We start from the raw sequence: 15058 nt of genomic DNA, 5'->3' as shown, positions 1-15058 counted from the left end.
GAGAAGGCGGACGGCATGGCGCAGTTGCACGACCTGACCGCGGTGGAGCAGGGGGAGGCGGTGCGGGCGGGGCGCGTGTCGCCCGTCGAGCTGACCGAGCACTACCTGGAGCGCATCGGGCGGCTCGACGCCGCCGTGGGTGCCTTCATCACCGTCACTCCCGACATCGCGCGCAAGCAGGCGGCCGACGCCGAGAGCACGGCGTCGGCCGCCCGGCGCGAAGGCCGGCCGCTGCCGCCGCTGCACGGCGTGCCCGTGCCGGTCAAGGACCTCAACCAGGTGGCCGGGGTGCGCTGGACGATGGGCTCGGCGGCGTTCGCCGGGCACGTCGCGCCCGTGGACGACCACGTGGTGACCAAGCTGCGCGAGGCGGGAACGATCCTGCTGGGCAAGACCAACACCCCCGAGTTCGGCCTGCCGCCCCACACCGAGAACGCCCTGGCGCCGCCTGCCCGCACCCCCTGGGACCTCGGCCGGTCGGCCGGCGGATCGAGCGGCGGGGCGGCGGCCGCCGTCGCCGCGGGGCTCGCGCCGCTGGCGCACGCGAGCGACGGAGGCGGCTCGATCCGCATCCCGGCGTCCGCCTGCGGCCTGTTCGGGATCAAGCCCAGTCGCGGACGGGTGAGTTCCGGCCCGGTCCTGTACGACGTGACGGGCCTGGGCAGCTCCGGGCCCCTCGCCCGTACGGTCGCGGACGCGGCGGCGCTCCTCGACGTGATGGCCGGCACGGTGCCCGGCGACCCCTACGCGGCGCCCGGGCTCCCGCCGGGCGAGACCTTCGCCGGCCGGGCGCGTCGCGCCCCTGGCAGGCTGCGCGTCGCCCACATCACGCAAGCGCCGATTCCGGGTGTGGACGTGCACCCCGAGTGCCGGCGGGCCGCCGAGGAGACGGCCGCCCTGCTGCGGGAACTCGGCCACGACGTCGAAGAGTTGACGCTGCCCGCCGACGACGCCCTCGCCGCCGCCTTCGTCACCGTGTGGGAGGTGCTCTCGACGCTCGTGCCCGTACCCCCGGGAGGCACGGAGCACCTGCTGCCCCTCACCCGGCACCTGCGCGAGCGCGGCGCCCGCGTCACCGGGCCGCAGTTCGCCGCCGCCCTGTACCGGATGCGCGCAATCGGCCGGCTCGTCGCCGACGCCCTCCAGGCGCCCGGCACCGGCTACGACGTGCTCCTGTCACCCACCCTCGCCCGGCCCCCGCTGCCCGTGGGCGCCGTCCGCAACGACGCCGACCCGGAAGCGGAGTTCGCCGCCGTCATGGGCTTCACGCCCTTCACCCCGCTGTACAACGCGACGGGGCAGCCCGCCGTGAGCCTGCCGCTGCACTGGACGCCCGAGGGCCTGCCCGTCGGCGTCATGCTCGGCGGCCGCTACGGCGACGAGGCCACCCTCATCTCGCTCTCCGCACAGCTGGAGGAGGCCCGCCCCTGGGCCGGGCGGAAGCCGGCCATGTGGTGACGAAGCCGGCCATGCGGTGACGCCGGGACGAGCCGTTGCGAACGGCACGGGGCCGCGGCCCGGGGGACCGGGCCGCGGCCCCGGCCGTCCGGCAGGCTCAGTGCTCGACCAGCAGGCGGGAGCCGGCGCCCCGCAGGCCGTTGAGGTCGTCCGGGTTGGACAGCGCGCAGTTCTCCAGCGACAGGCAGCCGCAGCCGATGCAGTCGTCCAGGTGGTCGCGCAGCCGGGCCAGCTGCGTGATGCGCTGCTCCAGCTCGCCGCGCCACATCTCGGACAGCCGCGCCCAGTCCTCCCGGTTGGGGGTGCGCTCGTCGGGCAGCTCGGAGAGCGCCTCGCGGATCGTGGCGAGCGGGATGCCGACGCGCTGCGCCGCGCGGATGAAGGCGACGCGGCGCAGCGCGTCACGGTCGTAGCGGCGCTGGTTGCCGGACGTGCGGCGGCTGCTGATCAGGCCCTTGGTCTCGTAGAAGTGCAGGGCGGAGACCGCCGCGCCGCTGCGCGCGGACAGCTGGCCGACGGTGAGTTCCTGGACCTTGTTCGAAATCTGCGGCACAGCTCAGACCTTACGTGACCGGCGGCCCCCGGCATTGAGACGACGGCCACACCCGCGGCCACGGCGCCCCCTGGTACGCCTTGCGTCCCCGGCGTTAGCTTGGGACCACAGCTGCGGGGGACGTGAGCTGTGGGCACCTTTGATTCCGCGTCCGCGAGGAGACGACCAGTGAGTGCGCACGACGGCATGTACATCGACGGAAGCTGGCGGCCCGCCGCGGGGACCGGAACGATCGAGGTCGTGAACCCGGCCGACGAGCAGGTCATCGCCACCGTCCCGGCCGGAGACGCCGAGGACGTCGACGCGGCCGTCCGCGCTGCCCGCGCGGCGCTGCCCGGCTGGGCGGCCACCCCTCCCGCGCGGCGCGGCGAGTACCTCGCGGCACTGCGCGACGCGCTGGCCGCCCGCCAGGAGGAGATCGCCGCCACCGTCACGGCCGAGCTCGGCGCCCCCACGGGCTTCGCCACGCGCGTCCACACCGGGCTGCCGATCGCCGTCGCCGGCTCCTACGCCGAGCTCGCCGCGAGCCACCCCTTCGAGGAGCGGATCGGCAACTCCACGGTGCTGCACGAGCCGGTGGGCGTCGTCGGCGCCATCACGCCCTGGAACTACCCGCTCCACCAGGTCGTGGCCAAGGTCGCCCCGGCGCTGGCGGCGGGCTGCACGGTCGTCCTCAAGCCCGCCGAGGACACGCCGCTGACCGCCCGGCTCTTCGCCCAGTGCGTCCACGCGGCCGGGATCCCCGCCGGCGTCTTCAACCTCGTCACCGGGCTCGGCCCCATCGCCGGCCAGGCGCTCGCCGAGCACCCCGGCGTCGACCTCGTCTCCTTCACCGGCTCGACGGCCGTGGGCAAGCGGATCGGCGCGATCGCCGGGGCGGCCGTCAAGCGCGTCGCCCTCGAACTGGGCGGCAAGTCCGCGAACGTCATCCTGCCGGGGGCCGACCTCGCGAAGGCCGTCGCCGCCAACGTCGCCGACGTGTGCCGCAACACCGGCCAGTCCTGCAACGCCCTCACCCGCACGCTCGTCCACGCCGACCAGTACGAGGAGGCCGTCGCCCTCGCGGCGGCCGCGCTCGCCGACTTCGCGCCGGGCGACCCCACGGCTCCCGGCGTGCGCGTCGGCCCACTCGTCAACGCCAAGCAGCACGCGCGCGTGCGCGACTACATCGACCGGGGCATCGAGGAGGGCGCGCGCCTCGTGGCGGGCGGCCCGGCCGTCCCGGAGGGCCGGGACAAGGGCTACTACGTCGCCCCGACGGTCTTCGCCGACGTCACCCCCGAGATGACCATCGCCCGGGAGGAGATCTTCGGCCCGGTCCTTTCCTTCATCAAGTACGAGGACGAGGAGGAGGCCGTCCGAATCGCCAACGACACCGTCTACGGACTCGCCGCCGCGGTCTGGGCCGCCGACGCGGAGCGGGCCGCCGCCTTCGCGCGGCGCCTGGAGGCCGGCCAGGTGGAGATCAACGGCGGCGGGTTCAACATCCTGGCGCCCTTCGGCGGCTACAAGGAATCGGGCGTCGGCCGCGAGCTGGGCGTCCACGGCCTGGGGGAGTACCTCCAGACGAAGTCGCTCCAGTTCTGACGGTTTCCCGCTGCAGAAGGAGGAATGGCATGATCCGCGCCGCCGTACTGCCCGCCGTGGGCGCACCGCTGCAGATAGCCGAGATCGACCTGCCCGCGCCCGGCCCCGGCCAGGTGCGCATCCGGCTCGCCGCGGCCGGGGTCTGCCACTCCGACCTCTCGCTCTCCAACGGCACGCTGCGCCAGCCCGTGCCCGCCGTCCTCGGCCACGAGGGCGCGGGCCGCGTCACCGCCGTGGGCGAGGGGGTGACCCATGTGGTCCCGGGCGACCTGGTCGTCCTCAACTGGGCGCCCTCCTGCGGCGGCTGCCGCTTCTGCGGGCTCGGCGAGCCCTGGCTGTGCGCGGGCTCCGCGGCCGCCGCCACGCTGCCGTACGCGAGCCTCGCCGCCGACGGCAGCGCGCTCTACCCGGGCCTCGGCACGGCCGTCTTCGCCGAGGAGACCGTCGTCCGGGCCGAAGCGGCCGTCCCGCTCCCCGCGGGGATCCCGCCCGTGGAGGCGGCCCTGCTGGGCTGCGCGGTGCTCACCGGCTACGGCGCCGTGCACCACTCCGCGCGGGTGCGCGAGGGCGAGTCGGTCGCGGTGTACGGCGTGGGCGGGGTCGGCCTGGCCACGCTGCAGTCCGCGCGGATCGCCGGCGCGGGCACGATCGTCGCCGTGGACGTCTCGCCGGAGAAGGAGGAGCTGGCCCGGGCCGCCGGTGCCACCGAGTTCGTCGTGGCGAGCGCGGACACGGCCAAGGCCGTCCGGGCGCTCACCGGAGGCTGGGGCGCGGACGTCGCCATCGAGTGCGCCGGGCGCGCCGACGCGATCCGTACGGCCTGGTCGTCGACGCGCAAGGGCGGCCGCACCACCGTCGTCGGCATCGGCGGCATGGACCAGCAGGTGACGTTCTCCGCCCTGGAGCTGTTCTTCTTCGGGCGGACGCTCTCGGGCTGCGTCTACGGCAACAGCGACCCGGCGAAGGACCTGCCCGTCATCGCCGGGCACGTGCGCGCCGGGCGCTTCGACCTCTCCGCCCTGGTGACGGCCCGGATCGGCCTCGACGGCATCGCCGGCGCCTTCGAGGCGATGCTCGCGGGGCGCGGCGGGCGGTCGCTGGTGGTGTTCTCCGAGGACGCCTAGACAGGAGGCATTCCCCCGGGGGCGCCCCTCAGCCCTCGGGGGAATGCCTCCCCCTGCTACCGCTGGGGGTGCCCCCAGGCGACGGCAGGTCGTTCCCGGAGGGCGGTCCTCAGCCCTCGGGGGAATGCCACTGCGGCGAGGGCAGGTGGATCAGCACCAGCACGAACCCGGCCAGCAGGAAGTTCCGCCCGGCGGCCTCCAGGCCGTTCCACTTCTGGGACTGCCACATGGCGAACCACTCGCCGCCGATGCCGATGAAGCCCGCCCCGAACAGCAGCAGGACCATCACCAGCCCCAGCGTGCTCACCCGCCGCGCACGCCGGTAGCCGGTGCCCCGTGCCGTGAGGCCGCGCGCCCACAGGACCGTCCCGGCCACGAGCACGACGGCGGCCAGCGCCTCCCAGACGATGATCGCGACGTAGGCGATGTCCTGCAGGGTGCGGTCCGTGACGGCCCGCCACATCAGGTCGTCGTCGCCGAAGGTCGTGTCCATCGCCAGCACGTGGCGGACGAACTCCCGGTTCGTACCGAAGTCGGTGATGTTGCCGAAGGCGACGAGCGCCATGTAGAGCGCCACCGTGGCGGTCAGGGCGGCCGCCGCGAACGGAAGCCCTCCCAGCCGCACGGCGTCCCTCGGTCCCTTCCGCCTGGTGGCCATGCGATACCCCCGGTCCGCCGCGCCTACGGACTATCTCTGCCCGCACACGCGGCCGGTACGCGGGGGAACGCCGTTCGTACTAGCGGTATTGCCGCAGCTCCCGCCGCGCCAGGGACCGCTGGTGCACCTCGTCCGGCCCGTCGGCCAGGCGCAGCGTCCGCGCGGCGGCCCACAGCTCGGCCAGCGGGAAGTCCTGGCCCACGCCGCCCGCGCCGTGCAGCTGGACGGCCCGGTCGATGATGCCGGCGACCGTCCGCGGGGTGGCGATCTTGATGGCCTGGATCTCGGTGTGCGCGCCGCGGTTGCCGACGGTGTCCATCAGCCAGGCCGTCTTGAGCACCAGCAGCCGCAGCTGCTCCACCGCCACCCGCGCGTCGGCGATCCACTCCTGGATAACGCCCTGCGCGGCCAGCGGCTTGCCGAAGGCCGTACGGTCCAGCGCGCGCCGGCACATCAGCTCGATCGCCCGCTCGGCCATCCCGATCAGCCGCATGCAGTGGTGGATGCGGCCCGGGCCGAGGCGCGCCTGGGCGATGGCGAAGCCGCCGCCCTCCTCGCCCACGAGGTTCGCCGCGGGCACCCGCACGCCCTCGAAGAGGACCTCGGCGTGGCCGCCGTGGTAGTGGTCCTCGTAGCCGTAGACCCGCATCGCGCGCCGGACCCGCAGGCCCGGCGTGTCCCGGGGGACCAGCACCATCGACTGCTGCCGCCGCGGGTCCTCCCCGTCCGGATCGGTCTTCCCCATGACGACGAAGATCTCGCAAGCGGGGTTCATGGCACCGGAGATGTACCACTTGCGGCCGTCGATGACGTAGTCGCCGCCGTCGCGCACGATGCGCGTCTCGATGTTCGTGGCGTCCGAGGAGGCGACGTCCGGCTCCGTCATGGCGAACGCCGACCGGATCCGGCCGTCCAGCAGCGGCTCCAGCCAGCGTTTGCGCTGCTCCTCGGTGCCGAACCGGGCGAGCAGCTCCATGTTCCCGGTGTCGGGCGCCGCGCAGTTGAGGGCGGTGGGGGCCAGCTGCGGGCTGCGGCCGGTGATCTCGGCGAGCGGCGCGTACTGGAGGTTGGTCAGCCCGGCGCCGTACTCCTGCTCCGGCAGGCCGTGCTGGTTGGTGAAGAAGAGGTTCCACAGCCCCCGCCGCCGCGCCTCCTGCTGGAGCTCGGCGACGACCGGCGGCGCCGTCCACGGGTCGGCGAGCGCGGCCCGCTGCTCCTCCGCCACGGCCTCGGCCGGGTACACGTGCTCGTCCATGAACGCGAGCAGCCGTCCGCGCAGTTCCTCGGTGCGGGCGTCGAATGCGAAGTCCATGCCGGTCAGCCCTTCCGCAGGGTGGAGAGTCCGTTGCCGATGAAGAGCGGGACGAGCTGCCCGATGCGGTCGAAGCCCGCGCCGACGGTCTGCCCGAGGGTGTAGCGGTAGTGGATGCCCTCCAGGATCACGGCGAGCTTGAAGTAGGCGAAGGCCGTGTACCAGGGCAGGGCGGAGACGTCGCGGCCGGAGCCCGCCGCGTAGCGCTCGACGATCTCGGCGGGGTCGGGATGGCCGGGCGCGGTGCGCGTGGTGCTGACGGGGGAGCCGGGGACGGGCTCCTGCTCGCTGTACATCACCAGCAGGCCCAGGTCGGTCAGCGGGTCGCCCAGGGTGGACATCTCCCAGTCGAGGACGGCTTTGACGGTGTCGTCGTCTCCCACGAGGACGTTGTCGAGGCGGAAGTCGCCGTGCACGACCGTGGGCGCGGGGGAGGCGGGCAGGGCGCCGGCCAGGGCGGAGCGCAGCGCGTCGATGCCGGGCAGGTCGCGGTTGCGGGAGGCCTCCAGCTGCTTGCCCCAGCGCCTCAACTGCCGCTCCAGGAAGCCCTCCGGACGGCCGAAGTCCGCGAGCCCGGCCGCCCCGGGGTCCACGGCGTGCAGGTGGACGAGAGTGTCGGCGAGGCCGAGCACGACCTGCCGGGTGCGGTCCGGCCCGATCGCGGCGAGCTGGTCCGCCGTGCGGTAGGGCGTGCCCGCCACGAACTCCATGACGTAGAAGGGCGATCCGAGGACGCTCTCGTCCTCGCACAGCAGCACCGTCTCCGGCACGGGCACCGCGGTCGGCCGCAGGGCGCTGATGACCCGGTGCTCGCGCCGCATGTCGTGGGCGGTGGCGAGCACATGCCCGAGCGGAGGACGGCGCACCACCCAGCGGCCGGTGCCGTCGGTGACCGAGTAGGTGAGGTTGGACCGGCCCCCCTCGATCAACTCGGCCGACAGCGGCCCCCGTACGAGCCCCGGGCGTTCCCGCTCCAGATGGGCACGCAGCCGGTCGGGGTCGAGTCCCGGGGGGTTGCTCCTGCCGGTCGAGCTCATCGAGTGCTCCTCCACGCGTCGTCGGACCCGCCGCCGGGCGGTCCCGGATCATCATGCCGACCAGTCGGTATGGCGTCCAGGGTGCGCCGGGAGGTGCCGGGGTGCACGGAGGTGCCGCGGGGGTGCGCCGCGGGTGATCGCTTACGCGTGACAGGTCATCGGACGCCCGCCGTTCATCGTCGTCATGTCGGCGATGACGGTGGGCATGTCGAGCGGTGCGGCCAGGGGGCGGCCGCCCTCCAGTTCGGCGTAGGCGCGGTGCAGGTTGGCCACGAGGCGCTCGCTCTCGCGCAGCCGGGCGAACTCGCCGAGGTCGGCACGGCGGGCGGCTTCCAGCGGGGTGCGGCCGGCGGCGTGCTCGGTGCGGGCCAGCTCCTGCAGCCAGCGCAAGTAGCGCTCGATGACGTCGTAGGCACCGGCGTCGGTGACCGGCCCGTGCCCGGGCACGACGGTCTCGGCGCCGAGGGCGCGCAGCACCTCCAGGGAGCGCAGCGAGCCCGCCAGGGAACCCATGAGGAGGAAGGGGGTGCCGCCGTTGAAGACGAGGTCGCCGGTGAAGACGATGCGCTGCTGCGGCAGCCAGGCGACGGTGTCGCCGGTCGTGTGCGCGGGGCCCGGGTGGATCAGCTCGACCTCGGTGTCGCCCACGTGCAGGGTGAGGGTGTCCTCGTAGGTGAGCTCGGCGGGCGTGATGCGCACGTCGCCGTACTCGACCCAGGGCCAGATGCCGTGCAGCTGCAGGCCCGCGGCGAGGGTCTCCCGGCGGCACTCGCGGTGGCCGACGACCGTCGCCTCGGGGAAGACGCAGTTGCCGTAGGTGTGGTCGCCGTGGTGATGGGTGTTGACGATCGTGGACGGCAGGGGAGCGCCGGCCCCGGTGACGGCGTCGCGCAGCAGCCGCGCGCGGCGTTCGGTCGCGGCGGTGTCGATCAGTGCCGTCCGGCCGCCGCCGGTCACGATCCCCGCGTTGTTCAGGCACCAGCCGCCGTCGGGCTGGACGAAGGCCGTGACCCCGGGGGCGAGGCGGACGGTGTAGGGCTCGGTCGGCTCCGCGCCGACGGGCGCGACCGGGCTCGTGCTGGACATGGATGACCTCCCCTTGCCGCCGCGCGGGGTGCGCGGATCGGACTGCCCGTCAGAATACGGGCGCGGTGGGGAGGGCGGTGGAGGGGCGGCGGAGGGTGCCGGCCCGGCCGGCCCGCGCTCTCAGCCGCGGTGCTCCATGCCCGGGCGCAGCCGTTCCAGCAGCCCGTAGAGCGTGGTGCGCTCCTCCTCGTCGAGGGTGTCGAGCGCGCTGTGGGTGGCCTGCATCTCGGCGCGCACCCGGCGGATGGTCTCGTGGCCCTTGTCGGTGGCGACGACGTTCTTCACCCGCCGGTCGCCCGGGTCCGGCTCGCGGCGCACCAGGCCGCGGGCCTCCAGGCGGTCCACGATGCCGGTGACGTTGGAGGCGTCGCACACCAGCAGGGTGGCGAGGCCGCGCATCGGGACGGGGCCCTTGAGCTGGGCGAGGAGCTTGGCCTGGACGGAGGTGAGGCCCTGCCGGGCAGCGGCGGCGGCGAAGTCCTGCCACTGGGCGGTGCCGAGCGCGGCGACGAGCTCCAGGAGCTGGGCCTTGGTCGGGGGCGGGTAGGCGGTGCCGGTCATGGTTCGAGTGTACTCAAGAGCTTCATGACTTAAATCATTAACTTGACTACCTTAAATATCCCGGCCTACGGTGGACCGGTTGCTTGATTTCCTCAAGCATCCATGTCTTGAACTAATGCGGCCTGCAGCGATGCGGCACGCAGCGATGCAGAGCCACACGAAGGAAAACCCCCACCCATGTCCTCCCCAGCGCCCGCCGAGCGGGGCACCCAGCGCAACGAGACGGTGATCGTCTTCGCCCTGAGCCTCGCCGCCATGGTCGTCTCGATGATGCAGACCCTGGTCGTGCCGATCCTCGGCCTCATCCAGAACGACCTGCACACCACGTCCGCGAACGTCAGCTGGGTCACCACCGCGACCCTGCTCTCCGCCGCCGTCTTCACCCCGCTGCTCGGCCGCTTCGGCGACCAGCACGGCAAGAAGAAGACCCTGGTCGGCGTGCTGATCGTGATGGTCGCCGGCTCCGTCCTCGCCGCGGTGACGCACTCCCTGCTCTGGCTGATCGTCGGCCGCGTCCTGCAGGGCGCAGCCACCGCGATCTTCCCGCTGGCGCTGTCCGTGCTGCGCGAGGAGGTCCGCCCGGCCAAGCTGCCCGGCGCCATGGCCATGGTCAGCGGCACCCTCGCCTTCGGCAGCGGCCTCGCGCTCGTCGCCACCGGCCTGCTCACCTCCGGTGACGACCCCGACTACCGCAGCGCCTTCTGGCTGGCCACCGGCCTCGCCGCGCTCGCCCTGATCGCCGTCGCCTTCCTCGTCCCCGCCACCCGGGAGACCACCGGCGGGCGCACCGACGTCCTCGGCGCGCTCACCCTGGCCGCCACCCTCGTCCTGCTCCTGCTGCCCATCACCCAGGGCCACGAGTGGGGCTGGTCCTCCGGCCGCACGATCGGCTGCTTCGCGGGCGCCGTCGTGATGGCCGCGCTGTGGACGCTCGTCGAGCGCAAGGTGCGCGAGCCGCTGGTCGACATGAAGATGTTCGCCCACCGACCGGTGCTCTTCGCCAACATCGCGGGCCTCCTCGTCGGCTTCGGCTCCTTCGCCCTCTTCATCGGCGTCTCCTACCTCGTGCAGATGCCGGAGAAGATCGCCGGGTACGGGTTCTCCGCCAGCGTCCTGCGCGCCTCCGTGGAATACCTGCTGCCCAGCACCATCGTCTCGCTGCTCGCCGCCCCGATCGGCGGCCAGCTCGTCCGCCACAAGGGCCCCCGTCTGGTCCTGCTGCTCGCCTCCCTCATCGGCACCGCCGGCTTCGTGTGGATCGCCCTCGACCACGAGCACACGATCTCCGTGATCGCCGCAGGCATGTTCGTCGGCGCCGCCATCAGCTTCGGCTACGCCGCCATGCCCGCCGTGATCGTCGCGAGCGTCCCGCACCACCAGACCGGCATCGCCAACGGCATCAACTCCATCTCGCGCTCGACCGGCAGCGCCATCGGCAGCGCCATGATCACCACGGTGCTGGCTTCGAAGAGCCTCGAACACCTGCCGCCGGGGGCGCCCAAGCTGCCCGCCGAGAGCCAGTTCACCCTGACGTTCGTCATCGCCGGCACGGCGTTCCTGCTGGTCGCGCTCGTCGCCGGGCTCGGCCTGCGCACGATCCGCGCCCGGAGCGCCGAAGTGGCGGGGCACGCCCCCGCGGCGGACGCTGAGACCGCACCCGCCTCCGCCTGACCCCGCTAGGAGCACCACCCATGAAGGCCATCAGCTACCGCAGCTACGGAGGACCGGAGGTCCTCGAGTACGGCGAGCTCCCCGCCCCCACGGTCGGCCCCGACTCCGTCCTGGTCAAGGTCAAGGCCGCCGCGGTCAACCCCGTCGACTGGAAGGCCCAGGCCGGCTACCTCCAGCCCGCCCTCGACGCCGTCTTCCCTGTCGTCCCCGGCTGGGACATGGCCGGCGTCGTGGTCCGGCCGGGCGCCGACGCCCCCGAATTCGCCGAGGGCGACGAGGTCATCGGCTACGTCCGCGAGGACTTCCTCTCCCGCGGCACCTTCGCCGAATACGTCGCCGCGCCCGTGCGGACCCTCGCCCGCAAGCCGAAGAACCTCACCTTCGAACAGGCCGCCGGGCTGCCGCTGGCCGGGCTCACCGCCTACCAGGCCCTGGTCAAGGCGCTCCGGGTGTGGGAGGGCGAGACCGTGCTGATCCACGCGGCCTCCGGCGGCGTCGGCAGCATGGCCGTCCAGATCGCCGGGCACTTCGGCGCGCGCGTCATCGGCACGGCCAGCGAGCGCAACCACGACTACCTGCGTGCGCTCGGCGCGCAGCCCGTCGCCTATGGCGAGGGGCTCGCCGAGCGGGTCCGGGCGCTCGCGCCCCACGGCGTCGACGCCGTGCTCGACCTCGCCGGCGGGGAGGCGCTGACGGCCTCGCCCGCCCTGCTCGCCCACGGCGGCCGTCTCGCCTCCGTCGCCGACCCGGCCGTCCTCGGCCTCGGCGGCCGCTACGTCTTCGTCCGCCCCGACGCGTCCGACCTCACGGCCCTGACGGACCTGGCCGAAAGCGGCACCCTCACGGTGGAGGTCGCCAAGGTCTTCCCCCTGGAACGCACGGCAGAAGCCCAACGCCTCAACGCGGAGGGCCACACCCGAGGCAAAATCGTAGTAACGATGCCCTAACCCGGACGACGCCACCCCACCGCCCCGGCCCCGCCGGGCACTCTCCCTCCGCCGCAGCGGTGATCAACCACCGCGGCGCAGCCCGGCGGTGCCGTTCATGACACGGGCCCAGGGCGGCGGCGCTCGCAGCGCAGCTCGGGGGCGGCTCGCGCGGGGCGCGGCCCGAGCCCCCGGCCCTGCCGGGCCCTCTCCCTCCGCCGCAGCGGTGATCAACCCCCGCGGCGGAGCCCGGCGGTGCCACGCCCGCCCGAGCCAGGGGCGCCCGACCCCGCCGCAACGGCGAGCGGCCCCCGCCCGGGCGGCCCGTGGGGGGCCGCCGAACCTCCGCGGAGCGGACCCCGCACCGACCCAGCGTCAGCGCCCCCGCAAGCGCCGGTACGCCTCCAAGCCGTCCGGGACCCAGTCCCACTCCGCGAGGCGGGTCTCCAGTTCCTCCTCGGAGAGGAACGCGTGCCAGGCGACCTCCGCCACCTGAGGCCGCACCGGCACCTCGCAGCGGACCTCGTACACCGCCGACCACCACGAGCCCCCCGGGCCCTCGTACAGGAACCGGAACAGCGGGGTGGGGGCCGGCAGGCCGGAGACGCCGAGCTCCTCCTCGGCCTCCCGCAGCGCCGCTTCGTCGTAGCTCTCGCCCGCCCCCACGACCCCGCCCACGAACATGTCGTAGCGCGAGGGGAAGACCAGTTTCCCGGGCGTGCGCCGGTGCACGAAGATCCGCCCCCGGGCGTCCCGGGCGAGGACGAACACGCAGCGGTGCCGCAGCCCCAGGGCGTAGGACTCGCCGCGCGCGGCCTGTCCCACCACCCGGTCCTGCTCGTCGACGATGTCCAGCAGCTCGTCCGCCGGCAGCGGTGTCTGATCGTTCATGCCCCCATGAAAGCAGCGCGGGGAACCCCGGCCCGGCACGGCACCGGCGTCAGTGCGGCTGCAGGTCCCGTATGCGGTCGGACGGCGAGCTCCCCGACGGCATGGCCGGGTGCCGCCCGATGAGGACGATGCCGGTCACGATGGCGACCAGCCCGGCGGCCTCCCAGGCCAGCGCGCCGGGCGAGGTGTGCAGCCGGTCGCCCAGGAAGCCCACGCCGCAGGCGATCCCCGCGAGCGGCTGGGCCGCGGTGAGGGCGGGCAGGGACAGCCGCAGCGGCGCCGTCTCGAAGGCGCTCTGGACGAACACCAGCGCCGTCACGCCGAGGACGAGCACCCCGTAGGGCTGCCAGCTCAGGAAGAACGCGGTCCAGCCGTGCTCGGAGAGCCGCTCGCCGCTGACGCGGGTGAGGGCGTCCTGCACGCCGTAGAGCAGCCCGGCGGCCACCCCCAGCATCGGCGCCTCCACGCTCATCCGCACGCGCTTGGAGATCGCGGCCAGGGCGAGCGCGCCGCCGACCATCACGCCGATGATCAGCCAGTGCCGCAGGGGATCGGTGACGGTGGCGCCGCCGTGCGGCCGTCCCGCCAGGATGAACGCCGCGACGCCGCCGGCCAGCAGCCACAGCCCGCCCCACCCCGTACGCCCCAGGGGCTGGCGGGTCTGCCGGCGGGAGAGGGCCATGGCGAACAGCAGGTTCGTCGCGAGGAGGGGCTCGACCAGCGACACCTCGCCCTGGCCCAGGGCGACGGCGCCGAGCGCCATGCCGCACACCATCATCCCGATGCCGGCCCGCCAGCGCGGCATCCGGACGAGGTCGAGCAGCAGCCGCAGGGAGAGGAAGTCGCTCATCGGGGCCCGCTGTGCGGCGTTCTGCTGGAGCACGAAGCCGATGCCCAGGCAGAAGGCCGCGCTCACGGCGAAGGCGAAGACCAACACGTCGCGCACCTCAAGACCACTCGGTCGTCGGGGACTTGACAGAAAAACGATAGCCGCCTTGTGAGCGGTGTGACGGCCGGGTACCCCTCTTTCGGGCGGCCATCCCCTCCAACGGTCGACACCGCCCGGGAGTGCCCCACCCTCGCTCGAACGGTTGTTCGTCGACCGGGCGTGCCCGCGGGTCGGGCGTCCCCTCCCACGGTACCTCCGGGCCCCGTGCGGACCGCTGCGGCGGCGGGCCCGCCGGGCGCGCGGAGGAGGAAAGCGGCCCCTGGGGCACGAGGGAGTGAACAACGGTAACCGGAACTGATGGTTTGTGAGTTGATGCCGTGTCAGCCTCAAGATCGGGTCTTGACTCGGAGCCGTGACTACCGCTTTGCTGTGCGTGACTGACAGGGATGAATGCGGACGCCCCGACCCGGCGGCCGGAGGGGACGTACGCCGTGGAGGAAGCCCGCAGATGACGCCCCCGCCACCCCTGGGGAAAGCTGCCCGGGCCGCCCGCGCCCGGAACAAGGACGGAGTGACCTTCGATCCCGCCCTCGACGACGCCGAACTGGCCGGAGTCCGGGACGCCCTGGCGCGCGGCCGCTGGACCGAGGCCCGCAATCTGCTCGCCGAGACCGGCGACGACTGGGACCGCCGGGGCCACCGCCTCGTCGTCCTCGCCGAAGGCCCCTCCAGCGTCGCCTGGGCCCGCGAGTGGCAGCTCGCCGAGCCCGACAGCCCCGACGCCGCCGCCCTCCTCGCCTGCGCCGCCGTCTTCCGCGCCGTGAGCGGCAAGGACAGCCCCGATGCGGCGCGCGCCGCCTGCATGGCGGCCGCCAGGATGGCCCCCGCCGACCCGACCCCCTGGCTCGCCGTCCTCATCCTCGCCCGCCGCACCGGCACCGACGACGAGCGCGTCCGCGCCTTCGACCAGGTCCGCGCCCGCCACCGCGACCACCACCACGCCCACCACCTCATGGCCGCGTGCCTGGCCGAACACCAGCAGGGCGACCGCGACGACCCCCTGCACGAGGTCTACGACTTCGCCGCCTGGGCCGCCGAACAGGCGCCCGCCGACTCGCCCTTGGCCGTGCTGCCCGTCGTCGCCCACGCCGAGCGCTACCGCGTCCTCGCCCGCGCCGGCGTCGAGCCCGGGGACCCCGCCCGCTCCGGCCACTGGACCAGCCGCCGCGCCCGCCAGGTGATGAAGGCCGCCTTCGACTGGTGGCTCGAATGGGACGTCGACGAAAGCACCGACGACGCCGCGGG

At 74.0% G+C, this 15058-nt stretch carries 14 protein-coding genes; 6 read left to right on the top strand and 8 right to left on the bottom strand.

The annotated features are described in order from the left end of the window. The first annotated feature begins 15 nt into the window (after positions 1–15). Positions 16–1458, top strand: a complete 1443-nt coding sequence (locus tag ACSNOG_RS11370; RefSeq protein ID WP_436752471.1) for an amidase — start codon at positions 16–18, stop codon at positions 1456–1458. 97 nt (positions 1459–1555) lie between these two features. Here ACSNOG_RS11370 and soxR read toward each other — a convergent pair whose 3' ends face one another. Continuing rightward, positions 1556–2011, bottom strand: coding sequence for a redox-sensitive transcriptional activator SoxR (soxR, locus tag ACSNOG_RS11365; protein WP_436752470.1), 456 nt, complete (start codon positions 2009–2011; stop codon positions 1556–1558). 168 nt (positions 2012–2179) lie between these two features. On the opposite strand from soxR, the gene ACSNOG_RS11360 reads away from it, so the two are divergent. Further along, entirely contained in the window at positions 2180–3598 is a 1419-nt protein-coding gene (locus ACSNOG_RS11360) for an aldehyde dehydrogenase family protein (RefSeq protein WP_436752469.1), read from the top strand. A gap of 29 nt (positions 3599–3627) precedes the next feature. Continuing rightward, positions 3628–4722, top strand: coding sequence for a zinc-binding dehydrogenase (locus ACSNOG_RS11355; RefSeq protein ID WP_436752468.1), 1095 nt, complete (start codon positions 3628–3630; stop codon positions 4720–4722). 109 nt (positions 4723–4831) lie between these two features. Here the strand turns inward: ACSNOG_RS11355 and ACSNOG_RS11350 are convergent, their stop codons facing one another. The 5 genes from ACSNOG_RS11350 to ACSNOG_RS11330 all read right to left on the bottom strand — a co-directional run bounded on the left by ACSNOG_RS11350 (position 4832) and on the right by ACSNOG_RS11330 (position 9376). After that, positions 4832–5380, bottom strand: a complete 549-nt coding sequence (locus tag ACSNOG_RS11350; RefSeq protein WP_436752467.1) for a DUF2165 domain-containing protein — start codon at positions 5378–5380, stop codon at positions 4832–4834. 79 nt (positions 5381–5459) lie between these two features. Further along, the gene (locus ACSNOG_RS11345) at positions 5460–6692 is read right to left on the bottom strand and encodes an acyl-CoA dehydrogenase family protein (RefSeq protein ID WP_436752466.1); all 1233 of its coding nucleotides are present in this window, start codon (positions 6690–6692) and stop codon (positions 5460–5462) included. A gap of 5 nt (positions 6693–6697) precedes the next feature. After that, on the bottom strand, positions 6698–7729 hold the full coding sequence (locus ACSNOG_RS11340; protein WP_436752465.1) for a phosphotransferase family protein: 1032 nt from the start codon (positions 7727–7729) through the stop codon (positions 6698–6700). Positions 7730–7870: 141 nt separating this feature from the next. Next, the gene (locus ACSNOG_RS11335; RefSeq protein WP_436752464.1) at positions 7871–8815 is read right to left on the bottom strand and encodes an MBL fold metallo-hydrolase; all 945 of its coding nucleotides are present in this window, start codon (positions 8813–8815) and stop codon (positions 7871–7873) included. 120 nt (positions 8816–8935) lie between these two features. Further along, complete coding sequence (locus ACSNOG_RS11330; protein WP_436752463.1) at positions 8936–9376, bottom strand: MarR family winged helix-turn-helix transcriptional regulator; 441 nt, start codon at positions 9374–9376, stop codon at positions 8936–8938. 177 nt (positions 9377–9553) lie between these two features. Here ACSNOG_RS11330 and ACSNOG_RS11325 point away from each other — a divergent pair, with 177 nt between their 5' ends. Together ACSNOG_RS11325 and ACSNOG_RS11320 are read left to right on the top strand one after the other, a co-directional pair. Further along, on the top strand, positions 9554–11047 hold the full coding sequence (locus tag ACSNOG_RS11325; RefSeq protein WP_436752462.1) for an MFS transporter: 1494 nt from the start codon (positions 9554–9556) through the stop codon (positions 11045–11047). Between the two features lie 20 nt (positions 11048–11067). Next, entirely contained in the window at positions 11068–11994 is a 927-nt protein-coding gene (locus ACSNOG_RS11320; RefSeq protein WP_436752461.1) for an NADP-dependent oxidoreductase, read from the top strand. A gap of 354 nt (positions 11995–12348) precedes the next feature. Here ACSNOG_RS11320 and ACSNOG_RS11315 read toward each other — a convergent pair whose 3' ends face one another. Together ACSNOG_RS11315 and ACSNOG_RS11310 are read right to left on the bottom strand one after the other, a co-directional pair. After that, positions 12349–12864 carry an NUDIX domain-containing protein gene (locus tag ACSNOG_RS11315; protein WP_436752460.1) on the bottom strand — a complete coding sequence of 172 codons (516 nt, stop codon included), beginning with the start codon at positions 12862–12864 and terminating at the stop codon, positions 12349–12351. A gap of 49 nt (positions 12865–12913) precedes the next feature. Next, on the bottom strand, positions 12914–13801 hold the full coding sequence (locus tag ACSNOG_RS11310; RefSeq protein ID WP_436752459.1) for a DMT family transporter: 888 nt from the start codon (positions 13799–13801) through the stop codon (positions 12914–12916). Positions 13802–14261: 460 nt separating this feature from the next. On the opposite strand from ACSNOG_RS11310, the gene ACSNOG_RS11305 reads away from it, so the two are divergent. Next, the coding region (locus ACSNOG_RS11305) for a hypothetical protein (RefSeq protein ID WP_436752458.1) at positions 14262–15058 on the top strand (797 nt) is incomplete at its 3' end.

The sequence above is a fragment of the Streptomyces sp. URMC 124 genome (assembly GCF_051386455.1).
Taxonomy (GTDB): Bacteria; Actinomycetota; Actinomycetes; order Streptomycetales; family Streptomycetaceae; genus Streptomyces.
The sequence above is the reverse complement of the archived record's forward strand: the minus strand, read 5'-3'. Positions and strand labels throughout refer to the sequence as shown.

Bases quoted from the DNA above. Each gene is read 5' to 3' on its own strand.
- ACSNOG_RS11320 (WP_436752461.1), top strand. From the start codon at position 11,068: ATGAAGGCCATCAGCTACCGCAGCTACGGAGGACCGGAGGTCCTCGAG.
- ACSNOG_RS11355 (WP_436752468.1), top strand. From the start codon at position 3,628: ATGATCCGCGCCGCCGTACTGCCCGCCGTGGGCGCACCGCTGCAGATA.
- ACSNOG_RS11335 (WP_436752464.1), bottom strand. From the start codon at position 8,815: ATGTCCAGCACGAGCCCGGTCGCGCCCGTCGGCGCGGAGCCGACCGAG.
- ACSNOG_RS11325 (WP_436752462.1), top strand. From the start codon at position 9,554: ATGTCCTCCCCAGCGCCCGCCGAGCGGGGCACCCAGCGCAACGAGACG.
- ACSNOG_RS11330 (WP_436752463.1), bottom strand. From the start codon at position 9,376: ATGACCGGCACCGCCTACCCGCCCCCGACCAAGGCCCAGCTCCTGGAG.
- ACSNOG_RS11370 (WP_436752471.1), top strand. From the start codon at position 16: ATGGCGCAGTTGCACGACCTGACCGCGGTGGAGCAGGGGGAGGCGGTG.
- ACSNOG_RS11340 (WP_436752465.1), bottom strand. From the start codon at position 7,729: ATGAGCTCGACCGGCAGGAGCAACCCCCCGGGACTCGACCCCGACCGG.
- ACSNOG_RS11315 (WP_436752460.1), bottom strand. From the start codon at position 12,864: ATGAACGATCAGACACCGCTGCCGGCGGACGAGCTGCTGGACATCGTC.
- ACSNOG_RS11345 (WP_436752466.1), bottom strand. From the start codon at position 6,692: ATGGACTTCGCATTCGACGCCCGCACCGAGGAACTGCGCGGACGGCTG.
- ACSNOG_RS11350 (WP_436752467.1), bottom strand. From the start codon at position 5,380: ATGGCCACCAGGCGGAAGGGACCGAGGGACGCCGTGCGGCTGGGAGGG.